This is a genomic window from Paenibacillus nanensis (assembly GCF_003583765.1).
GTDB lineage: Bacteria > Bacillota > Bacilli > Paenibacillales > Paenibacillaceae > Pristimantibacillus > Pristimantibacillus nanensis.
Genome location: NZ_QXQA01000005.1, coordinates 1 through 26,559, shown reverse-complemented (window position 1 = coordinate 26,559; position 26,559 = coordinate 1). Strand labels below are relative to the sequence as shown.

General features: G+C 50.4%; 21 protein-coding genes and 1 rRNA gene. 14 read left to right on the top strand and 8 right to left on the bottom strand.

Going from position 1 to position 26,559, the window contains the following annotated elements; translation table 11 throughout:
* Window positions 1–47 precede the first annotated feature (47 nt).
* The gene (glnA, locus tag D3P08_RS10005) at window positions 48–1,472 is read left to right on the top strand and encodes a type I glutamate--ammonia ligase (RefSeq protein WP_119599562.1); all 1,425 of its coding nucleotides are present in this window, start codon (window positions 48–50) and stop codon (window positions 1,470–1,472) included.
* A gap of 253 nt (window positions 1,473–1,725) precedes the next feature.
* Window positions 1,726–2,811 (top strand): 3-phosphoserine/phosphohydroxythreonine transaminase, encoded by a 1,086-nt coding sequence (serC, locus tag D3P08_RS10000; RefSeq protein ID WP_119599561.1) that lies wholly within the window; start codon window positions 1,726–1,728, stop codon window positions 2,809–2,811.
* A gap of 72 nt (window positions 2,812–2,883) precedes the next feature.
* Here the strand turns inward: serC and D3P08_RS09995 are convergent, their stop codons facing one another.
* Complete coding sequence (locus D3P08_RS09995) at window positions 2,884–3,603, bottom strand: response regulator transcription factor (protein ID WP_119599560.1); 720 nt, start codon at window positions 3,601–3,603, stop codon at window positions 2,884–2,886.
* Between the two features lie 122 nt (window positions 3,604–3,725).
* Between D3P08_RS09995 and trmL the strand changes: the two genes are divergently transcribed.
* The 3 genes from trmL (at window position 3,726) to D3P08_RS09980 (ending at window position 6,144) form a co-directional block, all read left to right on the top strand.
* On the top strand, window positions 3,726–4,190 hold the full coding sequence (gene trmL, locus D3P08_RS09990) for a tRNA (uridine(34)/cytosine(34)/5-carboxymethylaminomethyluridine(34)-2'-O)-methyltransferase TrmL (RefSeq protein ID WP_119599559.1): 465 nt from the start codon (window positions 3,726–3,728) through the stop codon (window positions 4,188–4,190).
* A 119-nt stretch (window positions 4,191–4,309) separates the two neighbouring features.
* Window positions 4,310–4,558 carry an AbrB/MazE/SpoVT family DNA-binding domain-containing protein gene (locus tag D3P08_RS09985; RefSeq protein ID WP_206098947.1) on the top strand — a complete coding sequence of 83 codons (249 nt, stop codon included), beginning with the start codon at window positions 4,310–4,312 and terminating at the stop codon, window positions 4,556–4,558.
* 392 nt (window positions 4,559–4,950) lie between these two features.
* Window positions 4,951–6,144, top strand: a complete 1,194-nt coding sequence (locus tag D3P08_RS09980) for an aminotransferase-like domain-containing protein (RefSeq protein ID WP_119599558.1) — start codon at window positions 4,951–4,953, stop codon at window positions 6,142–6,144.
* Here D3P08_RS09980 and D3P08_RS09975 read toward each other — a convergent pair.
* Entirely contained in the window at window positions 6,128–6,847 is a 720-nt protein-coding gene (locus tag D3P08_RS09975) for a DUF2161 family putative PD-(D/E)XK-type phosphodiesterase (protein ID WP_119599557.1), read from the bottom strand. The two genes, D3P08_RS09980 and D3P08_RS09975, sit on opposite strands and share 17 nt — an antisense overlap.
* 239 nt (window positions 6,848–7,086) lie before the next feature.
* Between D3P08_RS09975 and D3P08_RS09970 the strand changes: the two genes are divergently transcribed.
* Both D3P08_RS09970 and D3P08_RS09965 read left to right on the top strand, forming a co-directional pair.
* Window positions 7,087–8,982 (top strand): PrkA family serine protein kinase, encoded by a 1,896-nt coding sequence (locus D3P08_RS09970; RefSeq protein WP_119599556.1) that lies wholly within the window; start codon window positions 7,087–7,089, stop codon window positions 8,980–8,982.
* A 126-nt stretch (window positions 8,983–9,108) separates the two neighbouring features.
* Window positions 9,109–9,669: a YhcN/YlaJ family sporulation lipoprotein gene (locus D3P08_RS09965; RefSeq protein ID WP_119599555.1), complete on the top strand. Its 561-nt coding sequence runs from the start codon at window positions 9,109–9,111 to the stop codon at window positions 9,667–9,669.
* 61 nt (window positions 9,670–9,730) lie between these two features.
* On the opposite strand, the gene D3P08_RS09960 is transcribed toward D3P08_RS09965, so the two are convergent.
* The 5 genes from D3P08_RS09960 to D3P08_RS09940 form a co-directional block, all read right to left on the bottom strand.
* Window positions 9,731–10,261, bottom strand: coding sequence for a WGxxGxxG family protein (locus D3P08_RS09960; protein WP_147381793.1), 531 nt, complete (start codon window positions 10,259–10,261; stop codon window positions 9,731–9,733).
* Window positions 10,262–10,401: 140 nt separating this feature from the next.
* The gene (locus D3P08_RS09955) at window positions 10,402–11,496 is read right to left on the bottom strand and encodes a GerAB/ArcD/ProY family transporter (RefSeq protein WP_119599553.1); all 1,095 of its coding nucleotides are present in this window, start codon (window positions 11,494–11,496) and stop codon (window positions 10,402–10,404) included.
* Window positions 11,497–11,501: 5 nt separating this feature from the next.
* Complete coding sequence (locus D3P08_RS09950; RefSeq protein ID WP_119599552.1) at window positions 11,502–12,689, bottom strand: Ger(x)C family spore germination protein; 1,188 nt, start codon at window positions 12,687–12,689, stop codon at window positions 11,502–11,504.
* Window positions 12,676–14,196, bottom strand: coding sequence for a spore germination protein (locus tag D3P08_RS09945; protein WP_119599551.1), 1,521 nt, complete (start codon window positions 14,194–14,196; stop codon window positions 12,676–12,678). Before D3P08_RS09945 ends, D3P08_RS09950 begins: the two co-directional genes overlap by 14 nt.
* A 289-nt stretch (window positions 14,197–14,485) precedes the next feature.
* Complete coding sequence (locus tag D3P08_RS09940) at window positions 14,486–15,937, bottom strand: SpoVR family protein (protein ID WP_119599550.1); 1,452 nt, start codon at window positions 15,935–15,937, stop codon at window positions 14,486–14,488.
* A 182-nt stretch (window positions 15,938–16,119) separates the two neighbouring features.
* On the opposite strand from D3P08_RS09940, the gene D3P08_RS09935 reads away from it, so the two are divergent.
* From D3P08_RS09935 to D3P08_RS09910, 6 genes are all read left to right on the top strand, one after another.
* A complete protein-coding gene (locus tag D3P08_RS09935) occupies window positions 16,120–17,388 on the top strand; it encodes a sensor histidine kinase (protein ID WP_119599549.1) in 1,269 nt (422 codons plus the stop codon).
* Window positions 17,389–17,551: 163 nt separating this feature from the next.
* Window positions 17,552–19,060, top strand: a complete 1,509-nt coding sequence (gene arfA / locus D3P08_RS09930) for an arabinosylfuranosidase ArfA (RefSeq protein ID WP_119599548.1) — start codon at window positions 17,552–17,554, stop codon at window positions 19,058–19,060.
* Between the two features lie 99 nt (window positions 19,061–19,159).
* The gene (locus D3P08_RS09925) at window positions 19,160–20,068 is read left to right on the top strand and encodes an ArsR/SmtB family transcription factor (RefSeq protein WP_420819029.1); all 909 of its coding nucleotides are present in this window, start codon (window positions 19,160–19,162) and stop codon (window positions 20,066–20,068) included.
* A 55-nt stretch (window positions 20,069–20,123) separates the two neighbouring features.
* Window positions 20,124–21,857, top strand: a complete 1,734-nt coding sequence (locus D3P08_RS09920) for an ABC transporter ATP-binding protein (RefSeq protein WP_119599546.1) — start codon at window positions 20,124–20,126, stop codon at window positions 21,855–21,857.
* Window positions 21,850–23,697 (top strand): ABC transporter ATP-binding protein, encoded by a 1,848-nt coding sequence (locus D3P08_RS09915; RefSeq protein ID WP_119599545.1) that lies wholly within the window; start codon window positions 21,850–21,852, stop codon window positions 23,695–23,697. The genes D3P08_RS09920 and D3P08_RS09915 overlap by 8 nt, the downstream gene beginning before the upstream one ends.
* A gap of 113 nt (window positions 23,698–23,810) precedes the next feature.
* Window positions 23,811–24,875 carry an S-layer homology domain-containing protein gene (locus tag D3P08_RS09910; protein ID WP_119599544.1) on the top strand — a complete coding sequence of 355 codons (1,065 nt, stop codon included), beginning with the start codon at window positions 23,811–23,813 and terminating at the stop codon, window positions 24,873–24,875.
* Window positions 24,876–24,913: 38 nt separating this feature from the next.
* Here D3P08_RS09910 and glsA read toward each other — a convergent pair whose 3' ends face one another.
* Complete coding sequence (gene glsA, locus D3P08_RS09905; protein ID WP_119599543.1) at window positions 24,914–25,870, bottom strand: glutaminase A; 957 nt, start codon at window positions 25,868–25,870, stop codon at window positions 24,914–24,916.
* 424 nt (window positions 25,871–26,294) lie between these two features.
* Between glsA and D3P08_RS09900 the strand changes: the two genes are divergently transcribed.
* Window positions 26,295–26,559: ribosomal RNA gene (locus tag D3P08_RS09900) — 16S ribosomal RNA — on the top strand; the annotation flags it as partial.

The window sequence follows — 26,559 nt, the reverse complement described above, 5'->3', positions numbered from 1 at the left end:
TTCAGTGCACAAACACAAGTTAATGTTCGGAAATGGAGGAAGTTTAGATGTCAGTTCAAAAAGTTTTGGAGCTAATTAAAGAAAACAACATTCAGTTTGTAGATTTCCGTTTTGTGGGTCTTAACGGCGGCGCGCATCACATTACGTTGCCTACAACAGAGGTGGACGCTGATACTTTCGTGAACGGCGTTGCTTTCGACGGTTCCTCGATCCCTGGATTCCGCGGTATCGAAGAGTCCGATATGGTTATGATGCCAGATACAGAAACGGCATATGTTGATCCATTCACCAGCCATCCTACTTTGAACATCATGTGTAACATCCACACTCCAGACGGCGAGCGTTATGACCGCGATCCGCGCAGCATCGCTCAGAAAGCTGAAGAATACCTGCAAACGACAGGTATCGGCACGACAGCATTCTTCGCTCCTGAATCCGAATTTTTCATTTTCGACGATGTTCGCTATGAAAGCTCGATGCATACTTCCTTCTTCTCGGTTGATTCCGAAGAAGCGGCTTGGAACACGAACCGCAAAGAAGAAGGCGGAAACCTTGGTTTCAAAGTTCCTGTAAAAGGCGGTTACGTGCCAGTAGCTCCGGTCGATTCCCAGCAAGATATCCGCAGCGAAATGGTTCGCCTGATGCAAGAATCCGGACTTCGCGTAGAACGTCACCACCATGAGGTTGCTACAGCGGGTCAAGCGGAAATCAACTTCCGTTTCGACACATTGACAAAAACAGCGGATAACCTTCTGAAATATAAATACATCGTTCATAACGTAGCTCGCCAATGGGGTAAAGTGGCAACATTCATGCCAAAACCATTGTTCGGCGACAACGGAAGCGGCATGCACGTGCATACTTCCATCTTCAACGGCGATACACCTTTGTTCTATGATAACAAAGAGTACGGAAACCTGAGCAAGCTGGCAATGAGCTATATTGCCGGTGTCCTGTACCACGCTCCGGCTCTGATCGCGATCACGAACCCGTCCACGAACTCCTTCAAGCGTCTGGTTCCTGGTTACGAAGCACCGGTTAACCTGGTATTCTCGAAGGGCAACCGTTCCGCAGCGGTTCGTATTCCGATCGCTGCCGTTACACCGAAAGGCTGCCGTATCGAGTTCCGTACGCCGGACTCCACAGCTAACCCTTACCTCGCATTCGCAGCTATGCTGCTTGCTGGTCTGGACGGCATCAAGAAGGGTCTTGACCCGGTTGCACTGGGCTACGGACCATTCGACAAAAACATCTACGACTTGCCGGAAGAAGAGAAGAAAGAAATCCGCAGCGTACCAGGCACGCTGGAAGAAGCGCTTGACGCTCTTGAAGCGGATTCCGCATTCTTGACGGAAAGCGGCGTATTCTCTCAGGACTTCATTGATAACTATGTAGCGTTCAAACGCCAAGAAGCGAAATCGGTAGCAATCCGCATTCATCCGCACGAATACAGCCTTTACTTCGGTTGCTAATCCAGAGCCGAACGGCAGAAGAAACGAGCCTTATACGGCTCGTTTCTTTTTATTTCATGAAATAGCAAGAGCGGGATTGTCAATGCGCCATGTAAGTTTCCTTACATGAGGCTTAAATCCGAATAATTAACGAAGTTTTAATTGTTTTTGTTCGACTTTCGGCTGATATTCGCGGTTATCTACTTGAAGAGACGGTGTAAACTTGCTATCATAACCATATCATGTACAAAGACAAGGGAGTGGGGACGACAGGATGACTAGAGCTTATAACTTTAACGCGGGACCGGCTGCTATTCCATTAGAAGTACTGCAGCAGGCGCAAGAGCAATTTGTTGATTTTCAAGGTGCCGGCATGTCCATTATGGAAATGTCGCATCGCGGAGCGATCTATGAAGGCGTTCATAACGAAGCACAGTCGCTGATGCGCGAATTGTTCGGCATTCCGGACAACTATCACGTTCTGTTCCTGCAAGGCGGGGCAAGCACGCAATTCGCGATGCTGCCGATGAATTTGCTTCAATCCGGCAAGCCGGCCGCGTATGTTCAGACAGGCGCATGGGCGGATAAGGCGATTAAGGAAGCGAAGCTGATCGGCGAGACCGTCATCGCGGCGTCCACTGCGTCCGACAATTATATGCGAGTGCCGGAGTTATCCGAAATTCAGGTGCCGGCGAACGCTTCGTATGTCCATATGACGTCGAATGAGACGATCGGAGGCACACAGTTCCAGTCGTTCCCTGCAACAGGCGATGTGCCGCTTGTGGCGGATATGTCCAGCGATATTTTGAGCCGTCCGATCGATATTAGCAAATTTGGCGTTATTTACGCGGGCGCGCAGAAAAACTTGGGACCATCCGGAGTGACGGTTGTTATTATTCGCGACGATTTGGCGAAGGACAATCCGAAAACAATCCCTGCCATGTTCCGGTACGAAACGCACGCGAAGTCGAACTCCCTGTACAATACGCCGCCATCGTTCTCGATTTATATGATGAACCTTGTGCTGAAATGGATTAAAGCGAAGGGCGGGGTCGCTCAAATCGAGCAGTTCAACCGCGACAAAACTAAGCTGATTTATGATGCGATTGACGGAAGCGGCGGATTCTACACAGGCTGCGCGCAGCCGCAAAGCCGCTCTGTGATGAACATTACGTTCCGTCTAGGCAGCGAGGAGCTGGAGAAGCAATTCATTAAAGAATCCGAGAAGGAAGGCTTTGTCGGATTAAAGGGTCATCGCGATGTAGGCGGCCTGCGGGCTTCGACCTATAACGCGGTTCCGCTCGAAAGCTGTCAGGCGCTTGCGCAGTTTATGGTCGATTTCCAGAAGCGCAACGGCTAATACCGGCATAAAGAAATAACCGCCCTAACCTTCTCGCAAGAAGGCAGGGCGGTCTTTCGTCTAAGCCTCTCTTTACGCAAGCGACGATTCGCCTGCTAATGCGGGCCCGTGCATTTTGTAGCCGACGTTCCTCACGGTCATAATGTACTCGGGCGTGCGGGCGTTTTTTTCGATTTTGTCGCGAAGATGGCTGATATGAACGTCGACGATCCGCGTGTCGCCAAGGAAATGATAATCCCAGACGCCGTGAAGCAGCTGCTGGCGGCTAAGCACCTTGCCCTTATGCTTGCAAAGGAAGAGTAGCAGTTCAAATTCCTTAGGCGTCAGCTCAATCATCTTGCCGTCCAAATAGACTTCGCGCTGCTCGGCGTGAACCTGCAGGCTGCCGATCGAATAGATGAGGTCCTCAGCCGCGCCAGGGAGCGTCTGAAGACGGCGAAAGATCGCTTGAATACGCGAGATAAGCTCCTGAGGACTAAAGGGCTTTGTCATATAATCGTCTGCGCCGTTGTCAAGACCGGCGATTTTATCCGTCACGTCTTGGAGCGCCGTCAGCATAATGATCGGTACAGCGTTGTTCTGTTTGCGAAGCTCCCGGCACACCTGAATGCCGTCCATCTTGGGCAGCATAAGGTCAAGGACAATCAAATCGGGGCGGAACGGCTTCAGCATGTCAAATACGGCTTCTCCGTCGCTCACGCATCTTACATCGTAACCTGCGAGCTTCAAATTAAATTCGATCAGCATGGAAATCGAAGGCTCGTCGTCCACGACTAGAATCTTTTTTCGCATCCGTTTAATCTCCTTTGCCTTCTAATTTAACGTTAATTATGAAGGCCGACGTTTTACAGCAGATTAACGGTGCGTAAACCGAATGTAAAATATCGATTGACTTAAGGTGGGATAAGCAGCAAATGGCATTTCATATCGTACTCGTAGAGCCGGAAATTCCGGCGAATACCGGCAATATTGCCCGCACTTGCGCGGCTACCGGCACGCATCTTCATCTCGTAAGGCCGCTTGGCTTCGATACGGATGACCGGACGCTTAAGCGCGCGGGACTGGATTATTGGCACTCGGTGAAGGTGCACTATCATGACAGCTTCCAAGAGGTGAGAGAAGCCTATCCGGACGCTGATTTTTATTATGCAAGCACAAGAGCGAAAAAAGTTTATTCGGATTTCAGCTACAAAGACGGCGATTTTTTCGTATTCGGCAAAGAAACGAAAGGGCTGCCGCAGGAGCTGATTGACGCCAACCTGGAAACCTGCATCCGATTGCCGATGACGGATGCCGTCCGCTCCTTGAATTTATCGAACTCCGCGGCCATCGTCGTGTACGAAGCGTTTAGACAGATCGGATTCGCGGGTCTCGAATAGTTTTTTGAAAAATTCGAAATTATTTGGTACAGAAGGAATTGCCTGCTCGGTGTCGAAACATTAATACTGCAAAGGTTTCTCAAGCTACTTACAAAATAGTCATAAAAGAGGTGAATCTGATGAAACCAGCAGGCGTAGTAAGAAAAGTGGACCAGCTCGGACGTATTGTTTTGCCGAAATCATTGCGTAAACGGTATTTAATGAACGAGGGAGACCCCGTTGAAATATTCGTTCAAGGCGACCATATCATTCTTGAGCGTTATCGTCCGAAGTGCGTCTTTTGCGGTTCGATGAACGAAGTTCGCGAATTTAAAGAGCGTTATGTATGCGGTGATTGCATGGGTGAAATGGGTCATTTGAAGCGATAGGCCGTTAGGGCGGCCGATCGCTTGACGATCGGCCCCCTAATACAAATGAAGCTTCCAATGACTAAGCGGCGCTTAGCATGGAAGCTTCATTTGTTTTCCTAATTGGCGGCGACAGCGATTAAAGACCTTTTGTCTTGTCGTCGTTGTAGGAGCTTGTCAGAATAGCCGTAATGAACAGAATAAACACAGTCATTACAATAACAAAGTTGATGGACATGAATTCGACACCTCCAGTTAACTATGCTTATTATAACCAACAAGTTTTAAAAAGAAAACTTTAAAAGTTGTGAACACATTGTTAACATGAAGGATATGAGTAGTAATAACAAAAGGGTGAAACGTAATGCTCATTAGATGAGATTACGCACTAACGACGTTTAGGGGGAACAGACATGGAGTACCGTTTTTCGAGTAAAGTTTCACAGCTCAAGTCGTCTGCGGTTCGGGACATCCTGAAGCTGACGCAAGGAAAGGATATGATCTCATTCGCCGGCGGTCTGCCTGCGGAGGAGCTGTTCCCGGTGGAAGCGGTTCGCGATGCGGCAAGCCGCATATTCGAAGGCGGCTCGGGGGCGCTGCAATACGGCTTGACGGAAGGTTATTTGCCGCTGAGAGAGCAGATTTGCAAGAGGATGGCCGTCAAAGGGATGCATGTCACGCCGGATGAAATGATCCTGACGACCGGGTCCCAGCAGGCGATTGATCTGCTGGTACAAGTTCTGACCGAGCCCGGAGATACGATCCTGGTGGAGAGACCGACCTACTTGGCGAGCTTGCAAGTATTCGCGATGCACGGGTTAAAGGTCGTTGCGGCGGAAAGCGATGAAAACGGCATAATACCGGAATCCGCCGAAGAGCTGATACGGGCGCATAAGCCGAAGCTGATGTACGCGGTGCCGACCTTCGGCAATCCTACAGGCCGAGTCTGGAGCCTGGAGAGAAGGAAGCGTATGCTCGAGCTTTGCCGGAATAACGATATGCTGGTTATCGAAGACGATCCGTACGGAGATATTAAGTTCGACGACGAACAGTTCCCTAGCCTCTTCTCGCTTGATGGAAAGGCCGAAAATAACCATGTCGTCTATACCAGCACCTTCTCGAAGACGGTAGCGCCGGCTCTGCGCACCGGCTGGGCGATCGGCGACAGCCGCGTCATCCGGATGGTTGCAAAAGCGAAGCAAGCCGCCGACCTGCATTCCAGCACGATGGACCAGCAGGTTCTGAGCCAATTGCTGAATCGCTTTGACTTGGATGGGCATATCGCTCTCATATCGAATGCCTATAAAGAACGGATGCTTGAAATGGAATCCTATTTAAGGCAAAGCCTGTCCCCGGAAGTAAGCTGGGTGACGCCGAGAGGCGGAATGTTCCTGTGGGTGGAGCTTCCTGAGGGGCTGGATGCTGAAGCGCTGCTTCGCTGCGCCGTTCAGAAAGGAGTCGCTTTTGTTCCCGGCAGCTCCTTCTATGCCGGCAGCCCGATGCGCAACACAGCGCGTCTGAATTTCACCCACAACAAAGGCGCGCGTACAGAAATGGGCGTCGCGCGCCTGGCGGAAGCGATTGGGGAATTTACGGTTCGAAGCTGACGATCCAATCCGCGATGACATCGCGGTATTGCGACAGCGCTTCTTCGCCGCTTGGCAGGAGGCCGTACTTGCCGCGATCGATACGCTGGAACCAGCCGTAATGGTTCGTGCGCATTAATTCGCCGCTTCGGCTGAAGCCGGTGGCGGCGGCCACGTCCCGGGGAGCGGAAGGGCCTCTCTTGTGCAGGACATAAGCGCAGCGAAGCGCCTTCTCCCGGTAAGCGGTAACGAGCTTGCGGCCGGAGCTGCCTCCGACATTATAGTCTCCGCTTCGTTCTTTAAATTCGAGGAGCAGCCTCTCCCTTCTGCGATGGCGGACGCCGCGGATGGGCGGATCTCCCGGCTGGCACAGCCATTCGATGACCGGCTCTTTTGTCTTGTAGAACGTAATCGTCATCAGGCCGAGACCCAGCATCCGGCACAGCTCCGTCAAATCGCCGAAGCGCTGGTTGTGGGCTCCTTTCTTCTTGCGGTTCCGTTCAACGGCCAGCACAACATCGCTATTCAATCGAAGACGTTCAATCCCTTGCAGCAGCAAGGCGAGATTGAACGTTTTTTTCATTTCAACAATAACCGTTTCGTTCCGGCTTGGATGTATAGCTACGAGATCGCAGTGCATCACTTCGCTTTTCACCTGAAAGCCTTGCTTCTCGTAATAACGTTTGATCGGTTCATACAGTTCTTCTTCACGGTTGACAGCCACTTGAAGTCACTCCTCTCCCAAGCTGCGGCTGATATCTATGGCATCATTATAACAGAGGACTTACATCGGTTGTCGAGATTTGCGGTATCGCGTTAAAAAATTGTGGGCAATTTCCGGGTGGAATAAGCATAGTTATGTAATACTTCACTAATCAGTAAGGACCGAAAGGTCATTGGTCGTATTGGATCCCGGGCGGAGAAGCAAGAGCGGAAAGCGGAAGCGATGGGAGGAGGCACAGCATGGACATTTTTAAGCGGATATCGGAATATCAGGCGGAAGGCGAGAGGCTGGCGTGGACTGGAAGCTTCAAGGATTACATCGAGCTGCTGAGGAAGGATCCCTCCCCGGCTATGACCGCGCATGCTCGCGTATATGAGATGATCGAGTCCTATGGCGTCGAGGAGGTCGGCGGCCGCAAGATCTATAAGTTTTTTGAGCAGGAGATCTTCGGTCTGGACCGCGCTGTGGAGAAGCTGGTCGAGGAGTACTTTCACTCCGCGGCTCGCAGGCTGGATGTGCGCAAGCGCATCTTGCTGTTAATGGGACCGGTCAGCGGTGGCAAATCGACGATCGTCACCATGCTCAAAAAAGGATTGGAACGATTCTCGCGAACGCAGAAGGGCGCCGTTTATTCCATTAAAGGTTGTCCGATGCATGAAGAACCTCTGCATCTTATTCCTCATGAATTGAGGCCTGAAATCGAGAAGGAACTGAATGTCAGAATCGAAGGCAATCTATGCCCTTCTTGTCAGATGAGATTGCAGACCGAGTATAAGGGAAATATCGAGGATGTGATGGTGGAGCGCGTATTCATCTCCGAGGATAACCGGGTAGGCATCGGCACCTTCAGTCCGTCGGATCCGAAATCGCAGGATATCGCGGATTTGACGGGCAGCATCGACTTCTCCACCATAACCGAATACGGCTCCGAGTCCGACCCGCGCGCGTACCGGTTCGACGGCGAGCTTAACAAGGCGAACCGCGGGCTGATGGAGTTTCAAGAGATGCTGAAATGCGACGAGAAGTTTTTGTGGAACCTCCTTTCCTTAACGCAGGAAGGGAACTTCAAAGCGGGCCGTTTCGCGCTTATCAGCGCAGACGAACTGATCGTGGCGCATACGAATGAGTCGGAATATAAGTCGTTTATTAGCAACAAGAAGAACGAAGCGCTGCAGTCGCGGATGATCGTCATGCCGATTCCTTATAATTTGAAGGTGTCCGAGGAAGAGAAGATATATTCGAAGCTGATTTCCCAAAGCGATATGCGCCACATTCATATTGCGCCGCATGCGCTTCGGTCGGCAGCGATTTTCTCTATTTTGACAAGGCTGAAGGAAACGAAGAAGCAGGGCATGGATCTTGTGAAAAAGATGCGGATGTACGACGGACAGGAGGTTGAAGGCTTTAAAGAGGCCGACCTCAAGGAGATGCAGAACGAGTATATTGAGGAGGGCATGTCGGGCATCGATCCGCGGTATGTCATCAACCGGATATCGAGCGCGCTTATCAAGCACGATATGCAGTGCATCAACGCCCTGGATGTGCTAAGGGCTTTGAAGGATGGGCTTGATCAGCATCCGTCCATCACGAAGGAGGAACGCGAGAGATATTTGAATTTCATTTCGATTGCCCGTAAGGAATACGACAGCATTGCGAAGAAGGAAATTCAAAAGGCGTTTGTTTATTCCTTCGAGGAGTCCGCTCGCACGTTGTTCGAGAACTACTTGGACAATATCGAAGCGTATTGCAACTGGGCCAAAATCAAGGATCCGTTAACCGGGGAGGAGATGGATCCGGATGAAAGACTGATGCGGTCCATCGAGGAGCAGATCGGCGTCTCCGAAAACGCAAAAAAAGCGTTCCGCGAAGAGATCCTGATACGGATTTCGTCTTATTCTCGAAAAGGCAAAAAGTTCGATTTCACCAGCCATGAACGGCTTCGCGAGGCGGTAGAGAAAAAGCTGTTCGCGGATTTGAAGGATATCGTCAAAATCACAACATCGACAAAAACACCGGATGAAAGCCAGCTGAAACGGATAAACGAAGTGACCAAACGGCTGATTGACGAGCATCAGTATTGTCCGGTATGCGCCAACGAGCTCCTCCGCTACGTAGGAAGCCTGCTTAACCGGTAATAACAAAAATAAAGCCTTCGCTTGCTCATAAAAGCGGAGGCTTTATTTTCTTGCCTTCGAGGCCAATTCGATGCATATTTCATGCTCCTTCGTACATGTTAATGCATATACGGAGGTGCTTAATGGATGAAAACCCGGGTATCGTTAACGCTGTCGGCGCTGCTGCTGTGCGGCGGATTGAGCTTGGCAAGCGGATGTGGAAACGGGAATGCGGATAATCAAAACAACGGAATGGAAGCGCGAGGCGTAAGACCCAATGCGCTGACGCCTTCAAACCATACTCCGCCCGGCGGTTATAAGGCGACACCAGATGATCGTAACCAAATGCCGGGTACTGTCCAAAACGGGACAAACCAAGGCGCGCGTGTAAATGAAGCGCAGCTTGCTCATATCGCGGAACAGGTCCCAGGCGTCGAACGGGCAGATGTCGCGATGAATGGAACGGATGTGCTGGTCGGTATCGAGTTAGACAACTCAGGCAGCCGGGGTATTGTCGAGAAGCGGGTTACCTCGGCGTTATATTGGCAATATGGGGAGTACCGCTATCATGTGACCACCGATGAAGACCTGCGGTCAAAAATTAAGTCCATCAGCGGACGTAAAAACGGCGGCTATAACGCTCTAATGTTTGACCGGGATATTCAATCGCTGGCTAGTCAAATTGATCAGCTCACGACAAGGCGGTAATGAAAAACCTTCAGGTCTGAAACCTGAAGGTTTTTCAATCTAATGCGATCGAACCGTTCGATTAAGCGCGGTTACGGTCTTTGTTTCTCATTCCGGCAAGACCGATAAGTCCAAGCAGACCCAGCCAGCCCCAATCCATGCCGTCATTATCTCTAGCTGCGGTTGTTGTCGCGTTTGTGCGGTAGCCGTTTGTTCGCAGAGAATTCGCACGATTCGTATTGTTGTCCATGCGGTTCATATTTGTACGGTACCCGTTATAATCAGCAACACCGTATGTGCGTGTACCCATGCGGTCCGTTGTGCGGTCTACGCCGTTGGCAATGCCTGTAGTTGCGCGGTTAACGCCGGTTGCAACGCCGTTAGTAACGTCGTTTACGCCATTGGCTACACCGTTTGTCACATTGTTAACGCCATTTGCAAGACCTCGTGTTGTGCTGGTAACACCATTTGCTACGCGGTCAGCCATCGTATTGTCATCCCGATTGGTCATCGTCGCGTTTCCGGAAGGCGTTCCTGCGGCATAAGCGGCTGGCAGCGTGAAGGCAAACGTGAAGCATGTGAAGATAATGGCCATTAGACTAGCTTTTTTCATGTGCTTTTTACATCCCCTTCAGAGTTATTTGACTTCCGCCTTATGTTTGTCCGAAACGAAATCGGATATGCAGGAAGCCGCAGCTCGAAGGGGTGGTAAATGTAGTGCATCGGCTTGTACATCTAATGATAACCGGCTTATCAAGACCGGGACAGCTTACGCCTGAACAGTTTCCCGAATGTCCAAAGGATAATTGGCAGCAGGAACGCGATCGGCAGCGAGATAAGCGGCCATTCTTTCTCCGTGAATGAAATGGCGCGAAGATGATCGAGGACGAGCCAATACCCAAAAGCTCCTAGCGCGAGACCGGCTGGAATTAACATTGGACGATAATCCTTTACTCCGAATATTTTCGAAAGAGCATGCGCGGAACAATATAAGCTCATCATGATTTGAATTAGAGAGGATGTAGAGAATAAAGCGATCATGATCAACTCGTAGCGGTGAAGGAAAATTCCGATATGCGCGCCTCTTGCCAAGTGCATACAGGAGACGATATACTCCGCCGTCACAGGAGCGGATAGAACCGCAGCTTCCAATATAGGCCACATCGTAATCGCGATACAGGTTAGAATCATGCCGCTCCATCCTGCTTTAACCCACTTCTCCGATTGTTTAACCATTGGAAGGATCATCCCGGCCATCACCGTCGCAAGTGCCCAATCGGTATCGTAATGACGGCTTGCCCAGGACGTCTGGATAAATCCCTTCTCCATTACCGGACGAAGATTATGGATATCGAATTCGCTGAGCGAACCAGTCAGGAGTAAAATATTCAAGCAAACGACGGCAAAAGCGCCGACCAATGCCATTCTTGCCATAACCTCCAGCCCATGGAAGCCTCCGAATATCCCGACAATTAACGCCACGACAATGAATAAATATATAGGCGCTTCCGGGAGAAAATAATCTTTAAAATGATAGATGAAAGTGACCATAATGGGGCCAAAAGAGAAGAGGAAAAAGAGAAAAATAACAAAGGCGACGATTTTACCGGCCCATTTCCCTAATAGCGCTTCAGCGAACCCAATGAAATTTTGATCGGGCAGCTTTTGAAGAATGGCGGCGGTCAGGATCATCATGACGATGCCTTGCAGTGTTCCCAGTATCGTCGCGATCCACATGTCATGCCCGATTTCTCTCGCCAGGCTTCCTTGTGTAACGCCGATTGCTTTTGCATAAATGATCGTCATGATTAACGCGACAAACATGCCGTTTGTTATTTTTACTTTCATCCTTCTTAACCTCTCGGGATTTTCTTTTTTGTTATTTTCAACACAGCGCTTGTTAGTTCTGCTCTGGAATCGATTGTGATCTGAACCTGTGGAAAAATGTCTTCCCAGTCGTCTCGAATCCTCCGCCACTCGCTCGGGTATTCATTCTCATAAATTTCCCCCAGCTTCAATATGTCTACTTTGTACTTCTTCTGAGCGGCTGCAAGGAGCGACTCTATTTGTTCTTTGACGCGGTTTCCCATCTGTTCCTCTAAATAGCCTCTCATTTCATTAAAAGTGGCGAGGCAGCCGGATTCCGACAATTCAACTCTCGAGCTTACATCGACATGAAAGGATGGCACACTGCCGCTGGCGATAGGCTTCACATGCAGGCTTTGGCTTTTAACTTCGAGCGTAGCGTCTTGATTAGGCAAATCCGGACATGTAATAACTTCAATCCCGGAATCCACATTTTCGATAAATAAAAGAAGAGCTCTGGACTGCGCGCGGTTAAGCCAGCCAACCATCTTATCATGCTTGAAGACCGCCGTTCCTGACAGCTCAATTTGCTTTAACGATCCGAATTCCTCGGGTTTTTTATTCGATATCCCTCGGTTTTTCAGTTCCAATCTCGCGAGCACGGGATGGGTATATTCATTTAAATAGCTCTCCTGCAGTCTCGTCATATTTGTTCGAGGCGCCTCCGACACGATCTCGTTGTACCGGAACAGCTTATCGACGGCTTCGCCCGGCACGACCTCTAGTCCGGTTATCGTGGATACAACCTCGCTTGCGGGATTAGGCGTGGCGGCAATCCAGGTGTTCATTCGCAGCTCTGGATTTCGCGTAAAAAAATCAATCATATCGGCGATGCCGGCCCTCGCAAATTTTTCATTGATCACAATAATGAAGTTATGCGCCCAATAAACCCGGCGCGACGAAAAACGCGCCAAATTCCGAATCGCTTCAAATATGGTTTTGCCTTCCGCCTGTACGGAATAGATGGGCTCGCCTGTTCCTCCTGCTGGCGCGCCGGTTTGTCCTCTCGCATCCGCCGGGCGGACAACTTGAACGGTTACTCTTACGCTGTTCGGGCTGCTCCCTTGATCGATCCCTACTGCGGAGACGAGCGCCAACTCATTAATTTGTCTTTTGCCGCAGCCGGAAAGCAGCGAAATAACGAGAATCACAATAAAGATTTTATTCACCTTCATGTCGTTCCTCCGAGGTAGATGGCGGTTTTGGCTTTTGCCCGGCTCCCAGCCTCCGCAACTCGCCTGAAGCTGTGCGCGGCCTTTTAACCATTGCCCACCAAGGCACGCGGACCAAAATATCTTTATGCTCTGACGCGCTGAAGGGGGCGATGGGAGAGAAGAAGGGCTCTCCGAATGACCGAATGGACAAGACGTGAATCATCACCATAAAAAATGCGCAGGTAAAGCCTAGCAGTCCCATCGTCCCCGAAGCGATGAGCATCGGAAAACGAAGCAGCCGGATGGAGAAGGAGGTGGAGTAACTTGGAATCGCAAAGGAAGAGATACCGGTTATGGCGATAATGATGACCATAAAAGGGCTGATCAGCCCCGCTTGAACGGCAGACTGGCCGATAATGAGCGAACCGACGATGCTGACCGCTTGTCCGACGGGCTTAGGCATGCGAAGCCCGGCTTCCCTCATGAGCTCGAAGGCGAGCTCCATAATAAGCGCTTCAAACAATACGGGAAACGGAACGACCTCCCTCCCCGAAGCAATGGTGAAGGCAAGACGGGTCGGAATCATTTCCTGGTGGAAGGAGATGAGCATGACATACGCCGACGGAAGGAGAACGCTCGTTAGAAACGCGAAATAACGAAGCATCCGAAAGAAGGTTCCCATCCAGAAATTATTGTAGTAATCATCCGGAGCTTGCAGTTGCTCCCAAAAGTATGACGGCATGATAAGCGCGAACGGCGTATTATCAACAAGAATGGCCGCTCTCCCCTCCAATAACGCGGCGGAAACCTTGTCGGGCCGTTCCGTAGACTGGATCGTTGAGAAGGGGGATAAGGGCGCGTCTTGGATGAGCTCCTCAATGTAGCCGCTTTCCAGCACGCCGTCGATTTTGATCCTCGACAGCCGGCTTTTTATTTCTTCAACCAAGCCTTTTTTAACTGTTCCGTTTAAGTAAGCGATATTGATAGATGTGTTTGTTTTATCTCCAATTGTCATCTCATCGAATCGAAGGTCGGGATTTTTAATCCTTCTTCGGATGTGCGATGTATTCGTTCGGATATCTTCCGTAAATCCGTCACGAGGACCGCGGACGACATTTTCGGTAGAAGGCTCTTCTACGCCTCTCTTGTCCCAGCCTTTGGTCTCGACCAAGAGATATTCCTTATAGCCGTCTAATAAGACTAAGGTATCCCCGCTTAAAATGCCTTTGATTCCATCATTAATCTTCGTTTTCGTCTCGACGCTCGTATTCAGAATGAGGGAGCGGCTTATAGCTTGAATCGTACGGTTTCCTGACGCATCCTGATGCTCTCCAAAAACAGCAAATGAACGGACAATGGTTGATACCTGGTCCGTATTCGCAAGACCTGCCGCAAAGAAGCAGACCCCTTTCAGCTGGCCAAAGGAAAATTCTCTTTTATTTATATCAGCACTGTCACCGAGGATAGCAGAAATAATGTTGGTGTTCTCCGCTAATGAATCCGTGATGTCTTTCTCCAAATTATCCATACTTGTCCACCTATGCTTGAATATGATTCCAGCTTTCCCGACTACACTATATATCATTCACAGGTCATTGGGGGTCAGCGGATGGATTTTTATAAATCGTGGATTTACACGCACGTTCTGAATGAGGCGTGGTTTATGTGGGGGATTGTCGTGGTCTTTTTAGGAGGAAATTTGCTTTTCCCCGTTTGGGTCATGTTGTTGTTAGGGAATAAGCCGCTGCTTCGGAAGAGAAGGAAAAATGTTTGAAAAACAGAACCCCTCCTGAGGTTTCTCAGAAGGGGTATCGGGGCTAGACGAATTTTCGGCTTGTTTTTTTGCCGTCGCAGCTGAACACGATTTTTTTGTCCTCGACAACGGTTTCCAAATGAACGTTTTTCCCCCAGAGCTGCACGACATAAGGCAGCGTGCGCTCCACATATTTCAGATCGAGCTCCGTGCCTTCATATTGATGCGCAAGATACAGCTCGCCCGTTCGGTTGAAATCGCCGTCCTTCACGTACAGGCTCGGGAAACCGCCGTTCACCTTCGAATATACAAGCTGGTCGCGAATGTTTTCCCAGGATTTATCGGTAATTTTCCATTCGGGGCCTTTCTTTTCGAAGATGTACAGATCCAAGTCGTCCACTAGCTGCTTCGTCAAATAATTGCGGAGAAACGAGATGTCGGAATCGAATTCCCGCACCTCGAATATTTTTTCCCGGCCTTTGCCCGGCACGCGTCCGAACCGCTCCTGCTCCTCCTTCGTCGGATTGTCCCAGCGCCGCTCGATGTCCTCGAATATTTTCAAGCCGAGGTAATAAGGATTCAAGCTGTGCCGGGAGGGGACAACAACGGAGGAATTCAGCTTGGCGAACTCGATGGTCTCATCGCTCGTCAAATCCATCTCGCGGATAATGCGCTGGTGCCAGTAGGAGGCCCAGCCTTCGTTCATAATTTTGGTCTCGATTTGCGGCCAGAAATAGAGCATTTCGTCGCGCAGCATAGACATGATGTCGCGCTGCCAATCCTCAAGGATCGGAGAATATTCCTCGATAAACCAGACGATGTCCTTCTCCGGCCTCGGAGGGAACCGCTTCAACTCGGCCGCTTCGGCTTCCGCCCTCGCTTTGGCCTCCGCGACCGCCTCCGTGTCCAAATCCCATAGGTCGTCATATGCGCCTTGAAACGATGTTTGCGCTGCGGACGATTGCTCTTTCTGGCTCATTTCGATATAACGTTTCTTATCGAGCTGATAAGGCTTAATAAGCGTCGGATCGACATGCTCTTGAATCGCAAGGATGGCATCGATAAATTTTTCCACTGCCTCCGACCCGTACTGCATCTCATATTGATGGATGCGGTCGGCGGTCGCTGACATGCTCTCCACCATATTGCGGTTCGATACGCTGAACCTGGCATTGTTTTTAAAGAAATCGCAATGGGCAAGAACATGGGCTACGATCAGTTTATTTTGGATTAAAGAATTGCCTTCAAGCAGAAAGGCGTAGCACGGATTCGAGTTGATGACGAGCTCGTATATTTTGCTGAGCCCGAAGTCGTACTGCATTTTCATTTTATTGAAGGTTTTGCCGAAGCTCCAATGGCTGAATCTTGTAGGCATCCCGTAAGCGCCGAAGGTATAAATGATGTCAGCCGGGCAAATCTCGTAGCGCATTTGATAGAAGTCCAACCCGAAGCCCTGTGCGATTTCCGTTATTTCGTCGATCGCGCGCTCCAGCTCGCGAATCTCGTCTTGGGTCATATTGACGTCCCCCTCCGCACTCTGTAAATCACGATTCATACCATTTATATGCGGGAGGAAATAAGGTTATGTGAATCCGCCGCAATGTCCAAGCGAAGGAGGAGAAGCGCGATTGCTGTCGAAATATCGATAGGAATATGGAAAATGGTGCTATTGGACTTTTAAGGAAGGGATGACCTTTATTGATTCAATCGGTCGTGTTTCCGCTTGTGAACGGATGGCTGTACATGGCGGGTACCTGTATGGTCTATTTAATCCTGCTTCCTCAATTAAGAGTCGGAGCTCATCTAAGGCAGTTCATCTTTTTGTGCATCGGGGCCGCCATGCTGATCATCCACTTAACGTTAGATAAGACGAGCCCATTCATTTATGCCCTTCAGCTGGCGCCCGCTTATCTGCTTTTGTCTATGTATGTGAGCTTATGGGTTAGCGCCGCCAGCCTCGCCATTATCGGATTGAGCGGCTATTTCATGCTTGGCGTGAGCGGGTCCGCGTTTGCAGCTGCCGGTGTGGCACTGATTATAATGGGGGGATGCTATGAACGAAAGCTTCAGTGGAAAGCGCCATGGCGGCTCTACCTGTACGGGGCCATCTCCGTTTTCCTCTATTTAAGCCTGTACATTGGCATCGATTGGGCGCAAGGCGGAGAATTGCTGAAGATGCCGGTTCACGAGATAATCGCCATCGTCGTGTCTTCCATAGCAGGCTCGCAGCTTATCCTCTTTCTTTATCAATTTGTGAAGAAGCAAGCGAAGATGATCGGCGAGCTCATTTTATCGGAAAAATATCAGTCCGTCGGGCAGCTTGCCGCCTCCATATCCCATGAAATTCGAAATCCGCTCACCACCGCGCGGGGGTTCCTTCAGCTGATGAATATGGACAAGCTGTCGAAAGAGCAGTTCGAGCGTTACCGCAAGTACGCGTACGAAGGATTGGACCATGCCAGTCATATCATTACCGAATATTTGAACTATTCGAAACCGAATAACGAAACGGCTAAGCCGCTTCATGTCAAACAAGAAATTGAAAGCGTTGTCCAGTGGCTGCATGCGTATTCCGTCGAAAAAAACGTCACCATCATCACCCATCATATGTCGGAGCGGGACCCTTACGTCCAGGCAGAGCCGAAGCAATTTCAGCAATGCTTGCTGAATATTATGAAGAACGCAATCGAGGCGATGCCGGACGGCGGTTTACTGACGGTGCAATCGCGGCTTGTTCAAGATCAAGTGCAAATCTTAATTCGGGATACGGGTATCGGGATGAGCGCGGAGCAGCTCAAGAGGATCGGCAAACCGTATTTTACGACCAAAGAAAGCGGCACGGGCCTTGGATTAATGGTTGTGATGAGTTTAGTAAAAGCGATGAACGGAAAAATATTATTCCGAAGCAAGCTGAATCAAGGAACGATATGCGAGATCCATCTGCAGCAGGTTGCCCGGGAGGAATAGGAGCCATTGCAAGCAATGGTTCTTTTTTTATTATTATGGATTTATATATACATTAACTCTACATACAATAAAATAGCTATTGAATTAATTCGTTGAGTCGTGATACATTGGAAGCAGGAAAAGGTTTGCGAATCAAGCACATGTTCAGGGGAGGAATGAAGGTATGCTTCAACAAGCGAAAATGACGGTGGATAAAGATTTTGTGGTCGGTGACGTAGACGATCGGATCTACGGTTCGTTTATTGAACATTTGGGCAGAGCGGTCTACGGCGGCATTTACGAGGCTGATCATCCGACAGCGGACGAGCAAGGCTTCCGTCAGGATGTTCTAAAGCTCGTCCAAGAGCTGCAGGTTCCGATTGTCCGTTATCCCGGCGGAAATTTTGTATCCGGTTACAACTGGGAGGACGGAGTTGGTCCCGTTGCCGATAGACCGAGAAGACTGGAGCTGGCTTGGAGAACGATCGAGCCGAACTGGTTCGGGTATAACGAATTTATCGATTGGTGCAAAAAGGCCGGCACAGCGCCTATGATGGCCATAAATCTTGGCACAAGAGGGATTGACGACGCGCGGAATTTGATCGAATATTCGAATCATCCGTCGGGCTCTTATTGGAGTGATCTGCGCAGGTCGCATGGCTACGAGAAGCCTCATGACGTTAAAACATGGTGCCTGGGCAATGAGATGGACGGCCCTTGGCAGATCGGCAGCAAAACGGCGGTTGAGTATGGCCGCTTGGCGAATGAGACGGGGAAAGTCATGAAATTGGTAGACCCGACCATCGAGCTCGTTGCGTGCGGAAGCTCCGCCAAAGGCATGCCTACCTTCCCGGAGTGGGAATCCACCGTTCTTGATTTGGCCTATGATGTCGCGGACTACATATCCATTCATCAATATTACGGAAATCCGAAAAAAGATACGCCGAATTTCCTTGCGCAATCGGTCGGCATGGATCAATTTATCCAAACCGTTATTTCCACTGCGGACTACGTACAAGCGAAAAAACGGAGCAAGAAAAAAATTAACCTGTCCTTCGATGAATGGAACGTCTGGTTCCATTCCAATGAGCAGGACCGCAAGCTGGAGCCGTGGACAATTGCCCCTCCTCAATTGGAGGATGTGTACACGCATGAAGACGCGCTTGTAGTCGGCTGCATGCTGATCAGTTTGCTGAAGCGGGCTGACCGCGTGAAGATGGCTTGTCTGGCTCAGCTAGTTAATGTTATCGCGCCGATTATGACGCGTAACGGCGGACCTGCGTGGAAGCAGACCATTTTTTACCCGTTCCTGCATGCAAGCTTGTTCGGACGCGGCAAAGTGCTGGTGCCGCTTGTGAAATCGGACAAATACGATAGCAGCGAATATACCGACGTGCCTTATTTGGAAGCGATCGCGGTGTATGCGGAGGAGAAGGAAGAAGTGACCGTATTTGCCGTGAACCGCAGCTTGGATGAGTCGCTGCCGCTTCAAGTGGATCTTCGCAGCTTCGGGACAGGCCGAGTCATCGAACATATCGTGCTGGAGCATGAGGATGTGAAGGCGGTCAATACGGAGGAAGCTCCGGATCGCGTTAAGCCGCATAACGGCGGTAATGCCAGCGTGACCGAGAACGGACGAATTGAAGCGGTTCTTGCCAAAGCGTCCTGGAACGTCATTCGAGTTAAGCTGTAAGTTAGTCAAATAGCATGGGGTGCCCAAGAACGGCAATACGCCGCTTTTGCGGCACCTTCTTTTGTATTATGATAAAAGTGGAAAGGAAGTGCGCAATTGATACAAGCGAGCACGGATAAGAAATGGCTGCCGTTATATGAAGCGCTGGCTAGCGAGGCGCGGCTGTCCATACTGGACTTGCTGGCGGAGAAAACGATGAACGTTAAGGATCTTGCTGCCGCTCTCGGTCTTAGCAGCGCGATCGTTACGATGCATATCCGGAAGCTGGAGGCTGCGGGACTGGTCTCAACGCGTATGGTCCGCAAGGATGGCGGTACGCATAAGATGTGCGAATTATCGGAGGAGTCGATAAAAATTGAGCTCCCTAGACTTGAGACGGCGCTTAAGTCGCATGAGATTCATGTGCCTGTAGGCCATTACACGTCCTTTGAGGTGTATCCGACCTGCGGGATCGCGACGAAGGAGAAGGTTATCGGCCAATTCGACGACCCGCGGTTTTTTCTAGAGCCGGAACGGATGAACGCGGGTATTTTATGGTTTGGACATGGATTTGTCGAATATAAAATACCAAACTATTTGGTGCCGGGACAAAGGCCGGTTGCATTGGAGATCGCGCTGGAGCTCGGCTCCGAGGCGCCCGGCACGAATGAGCATTGGCCTTCCGACATCAGCTTCGAGCTCAATGGCGCGCCGATCGGAACATGGACCAGCCCTGGAGATTTCGGGCAGACGCGCGGGAGATATTCGCCGGATTGGTGGCCGAACTGGGTGAATCAGTACGGCCTTCTTAAGCTGATCCGCATTCAGGAGAACGGCACGTTTTTGGACGGGCAGCCGTTGTCCGGCATTTCCCTGCCTGATATTATGCAGGACCGGAACGGCTGGACGTTTCGAATTGCCGTGAAGAAGGAGGCGGCTCATGTCGGAGGGGTCACCCTGTACGGGAGCGGCTTCGGCAACTATAACCAAGATATTTTGTTCAAAATCATCTATGAAGCGACCAGCTAGCTTGAAGGCCGCTTAAAGCATTCATCATCGGATAAGCAAAGGAGGTCTAAAGCTTTTGCGGACGGTATTTTCTTATCTCAAAACCTACCGGGCGGCAGCGTTCATCGCGATCTCGCTTATGCTCGTCGAGCTGGCTTTGGAGCTTGCGCAGCCGTATTTGATGTCCAAAATCATCGACGAAGGCATACGTGCAAGCAATCTTGACGTTGTATATCGTTGGGGCGGATTTTTAGTGCTCTTCTCTTTCGTCGCGTTCGCTGCCGGCATACTGAGCTCCTTTTACGCCGCCCACGTCAGTCAAAGCTTTGGCTTTGATCTGAGGGAAAAGCTGTACGGAAAGGTGCAGGCGTTCTCGTTCGCTAATTTTAATCAGTTTCCGGAATCGTCCCTTCTTACCCGGTTAACGAACGACGTTACTCAGCTGCAGAATACCGTGTTCATGGGACTTCGCATTATGCTGCGGGCGCCTCTTCTCGTTATAGGCAGCGTCATGATGGCTTTTATCGTCAACCCCATGCTTGCGGTGTGGTTCGCGGCCGCTATACCGTTCCTCGGTCTTTTTCTGCTGTGGGTGATGAGACTTGGAGAGAAGCTGTTTCGAGCGGTGCAGCAGGGACTGGATGACGTCAATGGCGTCATGCAGCAAAATTTGATCGGCATGCGGCTGATTCGTGTTTTCGTTCGGATGAAGCTGGAGTCTAAGCGCTTCGCCGGCTACAGCCAGGTGCTTATGGATCGGACGGTCGCGGCGCTTCGTTTGACCGAGCTGACTATGCCGGTTATTTTGCTTGTCATCAACGCAACCGTTATCGCCGTACTTTGGGTTGGCCGTGCGCAGCTTGATATGAACGGGGCAACCGTCGGCGATATCGTGGCCATTGTCAACTATGCCACCCGCACATCCGGCGCGCTCTCTCTTATGTCGATGATCGTCGTGAACTTCTCCCGCGCGCGGGCTTCGGCACAGCGGATGGAGGAGGTTCTGCTTACCGAAATCGATTTGAAGGATGCTGAAACGGATACGAGCTCGGATGGAACTAAACCAAACGGCAGTATTACGTTTAAGAAGGTGTCCTTTCGTTATCCGGACACGGATTCAGCCGTTCTGAACGACATCAGCTTCAAGGCTGAACCAGGCGAGACGATCGCCATCATGGGCGCAACCGGCTCAGGCAAAACGTCCATGCTGCAGCTGATCCCTCGGCTTTACGACGCGGAGGAAGGGACGGTCGAAGTCGGCGGCTTAGACAGCCGGCTTTGGAAGCTCGAGCGGCTGCGGAATCATATCGGCTACGTGCCTCAGGAGATTATGCTGTTTACCGGCTCAGTGGCCGACAATATAAAATGGGGCAAAGACAACGCCAATATGGATGAGATTATCGACGCAGCCAGAAAAGCTCAAATTCATGAGACGATTATGAAGCTGCCTCAGCAGTACGATACGATCGTCGGACAGAAAGGGGTAAACCTGTCCGGCGGCCAGAAGCAGCGGCTAACCATAGCGAGAGCGCTGGTGCGCAAGCCGGAAATATTGCTGCTGGACGATTGCACAAGCGCGCTCGACGTGCAAACCGAAAATGCGCTTCTTGCAGCGCTGAAAGAGGTTCGCTGCACGACGCTGCTCATTACCCAGAAGATCAGCTCCACCTTGAACGCGGACCGGGTGCTGCTCCTGGATGACGGCAAGCTCATTGCAAGCGGCACGCATGAGGAGCTGCTCCGAACCTCGAGTCTCTATCGCAAAATTTGCGACTCTCAGTACCGGAAGGCAGGTGTAACCCATGCTTGAAAGCTGGAAGGAGCCGTTTCGTTATCCTCGTCTGGAGCCGCTTCAAGGGAAGGCAGGCATTCCGCCGGAAGCGGGTTCGGCTTCAAAGAAGAAAACAAAGGCCAAAGACGCGAAGAGTACGCTTAAGAGACTGTGGTCTTATTTGATTTTTCATAAATGGAAGCTGTCGGCGGTCATGGCTATGATTGTGCTCAGCACCGCATTATCCTTGCTCGGGCCGTATTTAGCGGGGACGGCAATTGATCATTTTATCGCGACAAAAAGCAGCGGATTTATTCCCTTTCTGATCGGAATGGCCGTCGTCTATGCGCTTCATGCGCTTACCATGTGGCTTCAGAACATTTGGATGATCGGCATTGCGCAAGATACCGTGCTCCGAATGCGGACCGATCTGTTTAATCATCTGCATCGGCTGCCTATTCCGTTTTTTATGAAAAGACAGCACGGCGAGCTGATGAGCCGGGTCACAAACGATATTGAAAATGTGAGCTCCTCGCTGAACAGCTCGTTTATTCAAGTATGCTCAAGCGGATTGCTGTTAGTTGGCATTGTGGGTGTCATGCTGTCTCTAAGCCCTTTGCTTACATTGCTTACTTTTATGGTGATCCCGCTTATGATGGTAGGCATGAAGTGGATTACTTCCCGCACAAGCCGGCTATTCAAAGTCCAGCAGCGCAATTTAGGCGAACTGAACGGCTTTGTCGAGGAGACGCTGTCCGGCCAGCGCATCGTCAAAGCGTTTTCGAGGGAAGCGGCGGTGATCGAAACATACCGCGAACTGAACACGCGGATCCATTTGTCCGGTTTTTGGGCGCAGGCCATTTCCGGATTTATCCCAAAGCTGATGAACGGATTAAACAATTTAAGCTTTGCGTTAATCGCGGGCGTCGGCGCGCTGTTAGCGATGAACGGTTCGAGCGTGACCGTCGGCGTTATCGTCATCTTTGCGGAGTTCGCCAGACAGTTCACGCGCCCTCTAAATGATTTGGCGAACCAGTGGAACACGCTCTTGTCTGCCATTGCAGGCGCGGAGCGGGTGTTTCAAATTTTAGATGAAGAGGTCGAAGCGAGCGATGAAGGTCGCGCCGGGGAACTCGAACGCGTGGAGGGCAGGATCGATTTTGAGGAAGTATCGTTCGCTTACGGGGAAGGTCCATTGACCCTTCGCGGCATCCGTTTTACGGCGAACCCCGGCGAGACCATCGCCTTTGTCGGTCCGACTGGGGCAGGTAAAACAACGATAATTGGTCTCCTGTGCAGATTTTACGAGCCGAAATCGGGAGTCATAAAAATTGACGGCGAAGATATCCGGAAATACCGCCGCGACAGCTTACGGTCTCAGATGGCCTTTGTACTGCAGGACCCGTTTTTGTTTGAAGGAACGATTAGAGAAAATATCCGTTACGGACGGCTGGAAGCAACCGATCAAGAGGTAGAGGAGGCGGCTAAGCTGGCGAACGCGCATTCCTTCATCACGCGGATGAGGGGCGGCTATGAAGCCAGGCTGAAGCTGGATGGCGGGGGAATCAGCCAGGGGCAGAAGCAGTTGATCGCCATCGCGCGCGCGATACTGGCGGATCCTTCAATCCTCGTATTGGACGAGGCGACGAGCAGCATCGATACCGTGACGGAGATCAAGATTCAAGAGGCGCTGCAGCGCTTGATGAAAGGGAGAACTAGCTTCGTTATTGCCCATCGGTTAAATACGATACAACAAGCGGATCAGATCGTCGTTCTGCAGGACGGCGAAGTTTCCGAGCTTGGATCGCATGCACAGCTTGTGCAGCAAGACGGGTTTTACAGCAAGCTGGTGAAAGGGCAAATCGAGCTGCAGCCTTAGCTCTTTAGGGCTGCCGACAGCCTGGAATCCCTGATTTTGCCGCTAGTTCGAGTCTTGAAGTTCTGTTATCCTTCACTTTGAGCCAATAGACATCAGGATGAAGGGAGACTCGCATGAAGAAGTTCAATTTCGCAATGGTTGCTTTGCTTGCTGCAACGCTTGCGGTTCTGCCACTGCGCATGGAGCCTGCCAAAGCAGCTGAAGAGTCCGATTGGAGTATGTACTTTCCGACCGATATAGACGGCCATTGGGCTTATGATGAGCTTGATAATTTTGTTGTCGCTGATTTGATGAAAGGGTATAAGGATTCGAAAGGCGTTGTTACGATTAAACCGGATAAAAGCGTTACTCGCGCGGAGTTCGTCGCGCTGCTTGTTCGGGCGCTTGGTCTGACCAGCAATGAGTCGGGCAAAACGTTTTCGGACGTAGAAACGGATCAGTGGTATTATGAGCCGGTTCGAATCGCAAGCTCGCTGGGCGTAGTCAATGGTGTCAGCGACTCGGAATTTGGACCGAACAAGCTGATTAACCGCGGAGATATCGCAACGATGATCGTCCGGGCATTTGATGATACCGTAGCCTTTGACTCGAGCTCAAAAGCGCTGCCGTTTGGGGACGTTCCTTCCTATTATGCTGCTTCTTCCATTAAGGCTGCCTATCTTGCCGGAATCGTAAATGGGATAACGGATAAAGCATTTAAGCCGTTTGCAAATGCGAAGCGGGCCGAAGCTGCAGTCATGCTGCAGCGTGCGTTGAGCTTGCAGAAAACCCAACTGCCGGATGACGGGATGCTGAAAACCATCGTTCTGCAATCTGATAGGGTGGAATACGACGCGATTAACAACGACGGTCTGCAGTCGCTGAACGCGAATTATTCGAATTATTTTACCGCGTTCCAGCTCTCTGCAAATCGCGCATATGGAGATGTTCTGAAAAATATTGATTCAGAAGGCTATACCATGAAAGCGGAGGAGACCTCTGCAAGAAAGCTGGACGTTACCTTTTCAACGAATCGTTTTGCGATTGTGAGCTCGACAGGCGGCGCTTATCGCTTTTCTTATTCATTAGATGGCGAAGAAGCGGTTCAGAATCAATCGAATGACGGATTGTATTATATGAAGAAGATGGAAGATAACAGCTGGAAAATATACGCGGTCTACCAAGAAACCGTTCAATAAGGAAGAAGACAAGCCTCGCGCTTGTCTTCTTTTTTGGATTAGAACAAACTCCAGTCCATCTCCTTCGACATCGTTTCTAATAAATGAACGCCTGCAATGCTGTTTCCTTTTGCATTTAGAGACGGCCCGACGACGCCGATGCCATACCGGCCAGGCACCATGGTGAGGATACCGCCGGCGACGCCGCTTTTTGCAGGGAGTCCGACTTCGATTGCAAACTCGCCGGATGCGTTATACATACCGCAAGTAACCATAAATGTTTTAGCAATCTGCACATACCTTCTTGGAATGAGATTTACGCCAGTGATGGGGTCCGTACCGTCGAAAGCGAGCACAAGCGCCATGCGCGCAAGGTCTTTGCACTGCACTTGGATGGAGCAATGACGGAAATAAACGTCAAGCACATCGTTTACATCGCCTTCTAGAACTCCGTTATCTTTAAGGAAATAGGCCATCGAACGATTGAGATCCGCTGTCTCGGCCTCCGATTCATAGACTGCCTTATCTACAGATAAAGAGTCGTTGTTGGCTAAGGTGCGGAAAAATTGCAGCGTGCGGTCCGCTTTCTCTTTTGTGCTTCCCCCCGCAATAAGGGAAGAGATCACGATCGCTCCTGCATTGATAAGCGGGTTGAACGGGATGCCCGGCTGGACAAGCTCAAGCTTCAGCATGGAATTGAAATTGTCTCCCGTCGGCTCCATTCCGACTTTATCGAACACCGCTTTTTCTCCGTTGTCCATCAGCGCCAGCAGGAGCGTAAATATTTTTGAAATACTTTGCATCGTAAACGATAAACCACAGTCCCCGCCGGAGACGCTTTTGCCGGATGCGTCCATGAGATGGATGCCCAGCGCCTGCCGCGGGGCGTGCGCTAACTCGGGTATATAGGAAGCAACCTTCCCTTTATCGCACAGCTGTTTACTTTCCTCGAGCCAGACAGGCAACCGGTTTTGTACCAATGAGAGCTCATCTTGTTTAAAAAGTTGGTCGGACATGTTGACACATCCTTTTAGTTTCGGTATATTTACGGATAGTTTATCCCATTTCGCCGGCGGAAAAAAGACGCCTTTGAATAATAGACGTAAAGTCAAAAACTTTTTTTGAAAAAGTGCTTGACCATTAGCCTGGTGACATGGTATATTCTAATTCCGGGCCGAGAAACAGCGGTTCGAAAATAAAAAATGAATCGAAACATAAATTACCAGTTGATTTAAAACTTCGATTCATGATATATTATAAGTCCGGCCACGAAATACTTGGGTCGGCAACGAAAGAAAAGATTGTTCTTTGAAAACTGAACAACGAGCGAAACTGCCCTGTTAATTCGGTAACGAGTTAATAGATATAAGAAGTTTACGTACTCGGCTTTAGCCGATGCGAAAAGCTTCAAGCAACAAACGTAATGAGCAATCAAACACTTTTATGGAGAGTTTGATCCTGGCTCAGGACGAACGCTGGCGGCGTGCCTAATACATGCAAGTCGAGCGGAGTTATTCCTTCGGGGATAACTTAGCGGCGGACGGGTGAGTAACACGTAGGTAACCTGCCTGTAAGACCGGGATAACATTCGGAAACGAATGCTAATACCGGATACGCGAGTTGGTCGCATGGCCGACTCGGGAAAGACGGAGCAATCTGTCGCTTACAGATGGACCTGCGGCGCATTAGCTAGTTGGTGAGGTAA

What these genes read in the sequence shown, in the direction of transcription:
- glnA (WP_119599562.1), top strand. Translation starts at nt 48, where the DNA reads ATGTCAGTTCAAAAAGTTTTGGAGCTAATTAAAGAAAACAACATTCAG.
- serC (WP_119599561.1), top strand. Translation starts at nt 1,726, where the DNA reads ATGACTAGAGCTTATAACTTTAACGCGGGACCGGCTGCTATTCCATTA.
- D3P08_RS09995 (WP_119599560.1), bottom strand. Translation starts at nt 3,603, where the DNA reads ATGCGAAAAAAGATTCTAGTCGTGGACGACGAGCCTTCGATTTCCATG.
- trmL (WP_119599559.1), top strand. Translation starts at nt 3,726, where the DNA reads ATGGCATTTCATATCGTACTCGTAGAGCCGGAAATTCCGGCGAATACC.
- D3P08_RS09985 (WP_206098947.1), top strand. Translation starts at nt 4,310, where the DNA reads ATGAAACCAGCAGGCGTAGTAAGAAAAGTGGACCAGCTCGGACGTATT.
- D3P08_RS09980 (WP_119599558.1), top strand. Translation starts at nt 4,951, where the DNA reads ATGGAGTACCGTTTTTCGAGTAAAGTTTCACAGCTCAAGTCGTCTGCG.
- D3P08_RS09970 (WP_119599556.1), top strand. Translation starts at nt 7,087, where the DNA reads ATGGACATTTTTAAGCGGATATCGGAATATCAGGCGGAAGGCGAGAGG.
- D3P08_RS09965 (WP_119599555.1), top strand. Translation starts at nt 9,109, where the DNA reads ATGAAAACCCGGGTATCGTTAACGCTGTCGGCGCTGCTGCTGTGCGGC.
- D3P08_RS09960 (WP_147381793.1), bottom strand. Translation starts at nt 10,261, where the DNA reads ATGAAAAAAGCTAGTCTAATGGCCATTATCTTCACATGCTTCACGTTT.
- D3P08_RS09955 (WP_119599553.1), bottom strand. Translation starts at nt 11,496, where the DNA reads ATGAAAGTAAAAATAACAAACGGCATGTTTGTCGCGTTAATCATGACG.
- D3P08_RS09950 (WP_119599552.1), bottom strand. Translation starts at nt 12,689, where the DNA reads ATGAAGGTGAATAAAATCTTTATTGTGATTCTCGTTATTTCGCTGCTT.
- D3P08_RS09945 (WP_119599551.1), bottom strand. Translation starts at nt 14,196, where the DNA reads ATGGATAATTTGGAGAAAGACATCACGGATTCATTAGCGGAGAACACC.
- D3P08_RS09940 (WP_119599550.1), bottom strand. Translation starts at nt 15,937, where the DNA reads ATGACCCAAGACGAGATTCGCGAGCTGGAGCGCGCGATCGACGAAATA.
- arfA (WP_119599548.1), top strand. Translation starts at nt 17,552, where the DNA reads ATGCTTCAACAAGCGAAAATGACGGTGGATAAAGATTTTGTGGTCGGT.
- D3P08_RS09915 (WP_119599545.1), top strand. Translation starts at nt 21,850, where the DNA reads ATGCTTGAAAGCTGGAAGGAGCCGTTTCGTTATCCTCGTCTGGAGCCG.
- D3P08_RS09910 (WP_119599544.1), top strand. Translation starts at nt 23,811, where the DNA reads ATGAAGAAGTTCAATTTCGCAATGGTTGCTTTGCTTGCTGCAACGCTT.
- glsA (WP_119599543.1), bottom strand. Translation starts at nt 25,870, where the DNA reads ATGTCCGACCAACTTTTTAAACAAGATGAGCTCTCATTGGTACAAAAC.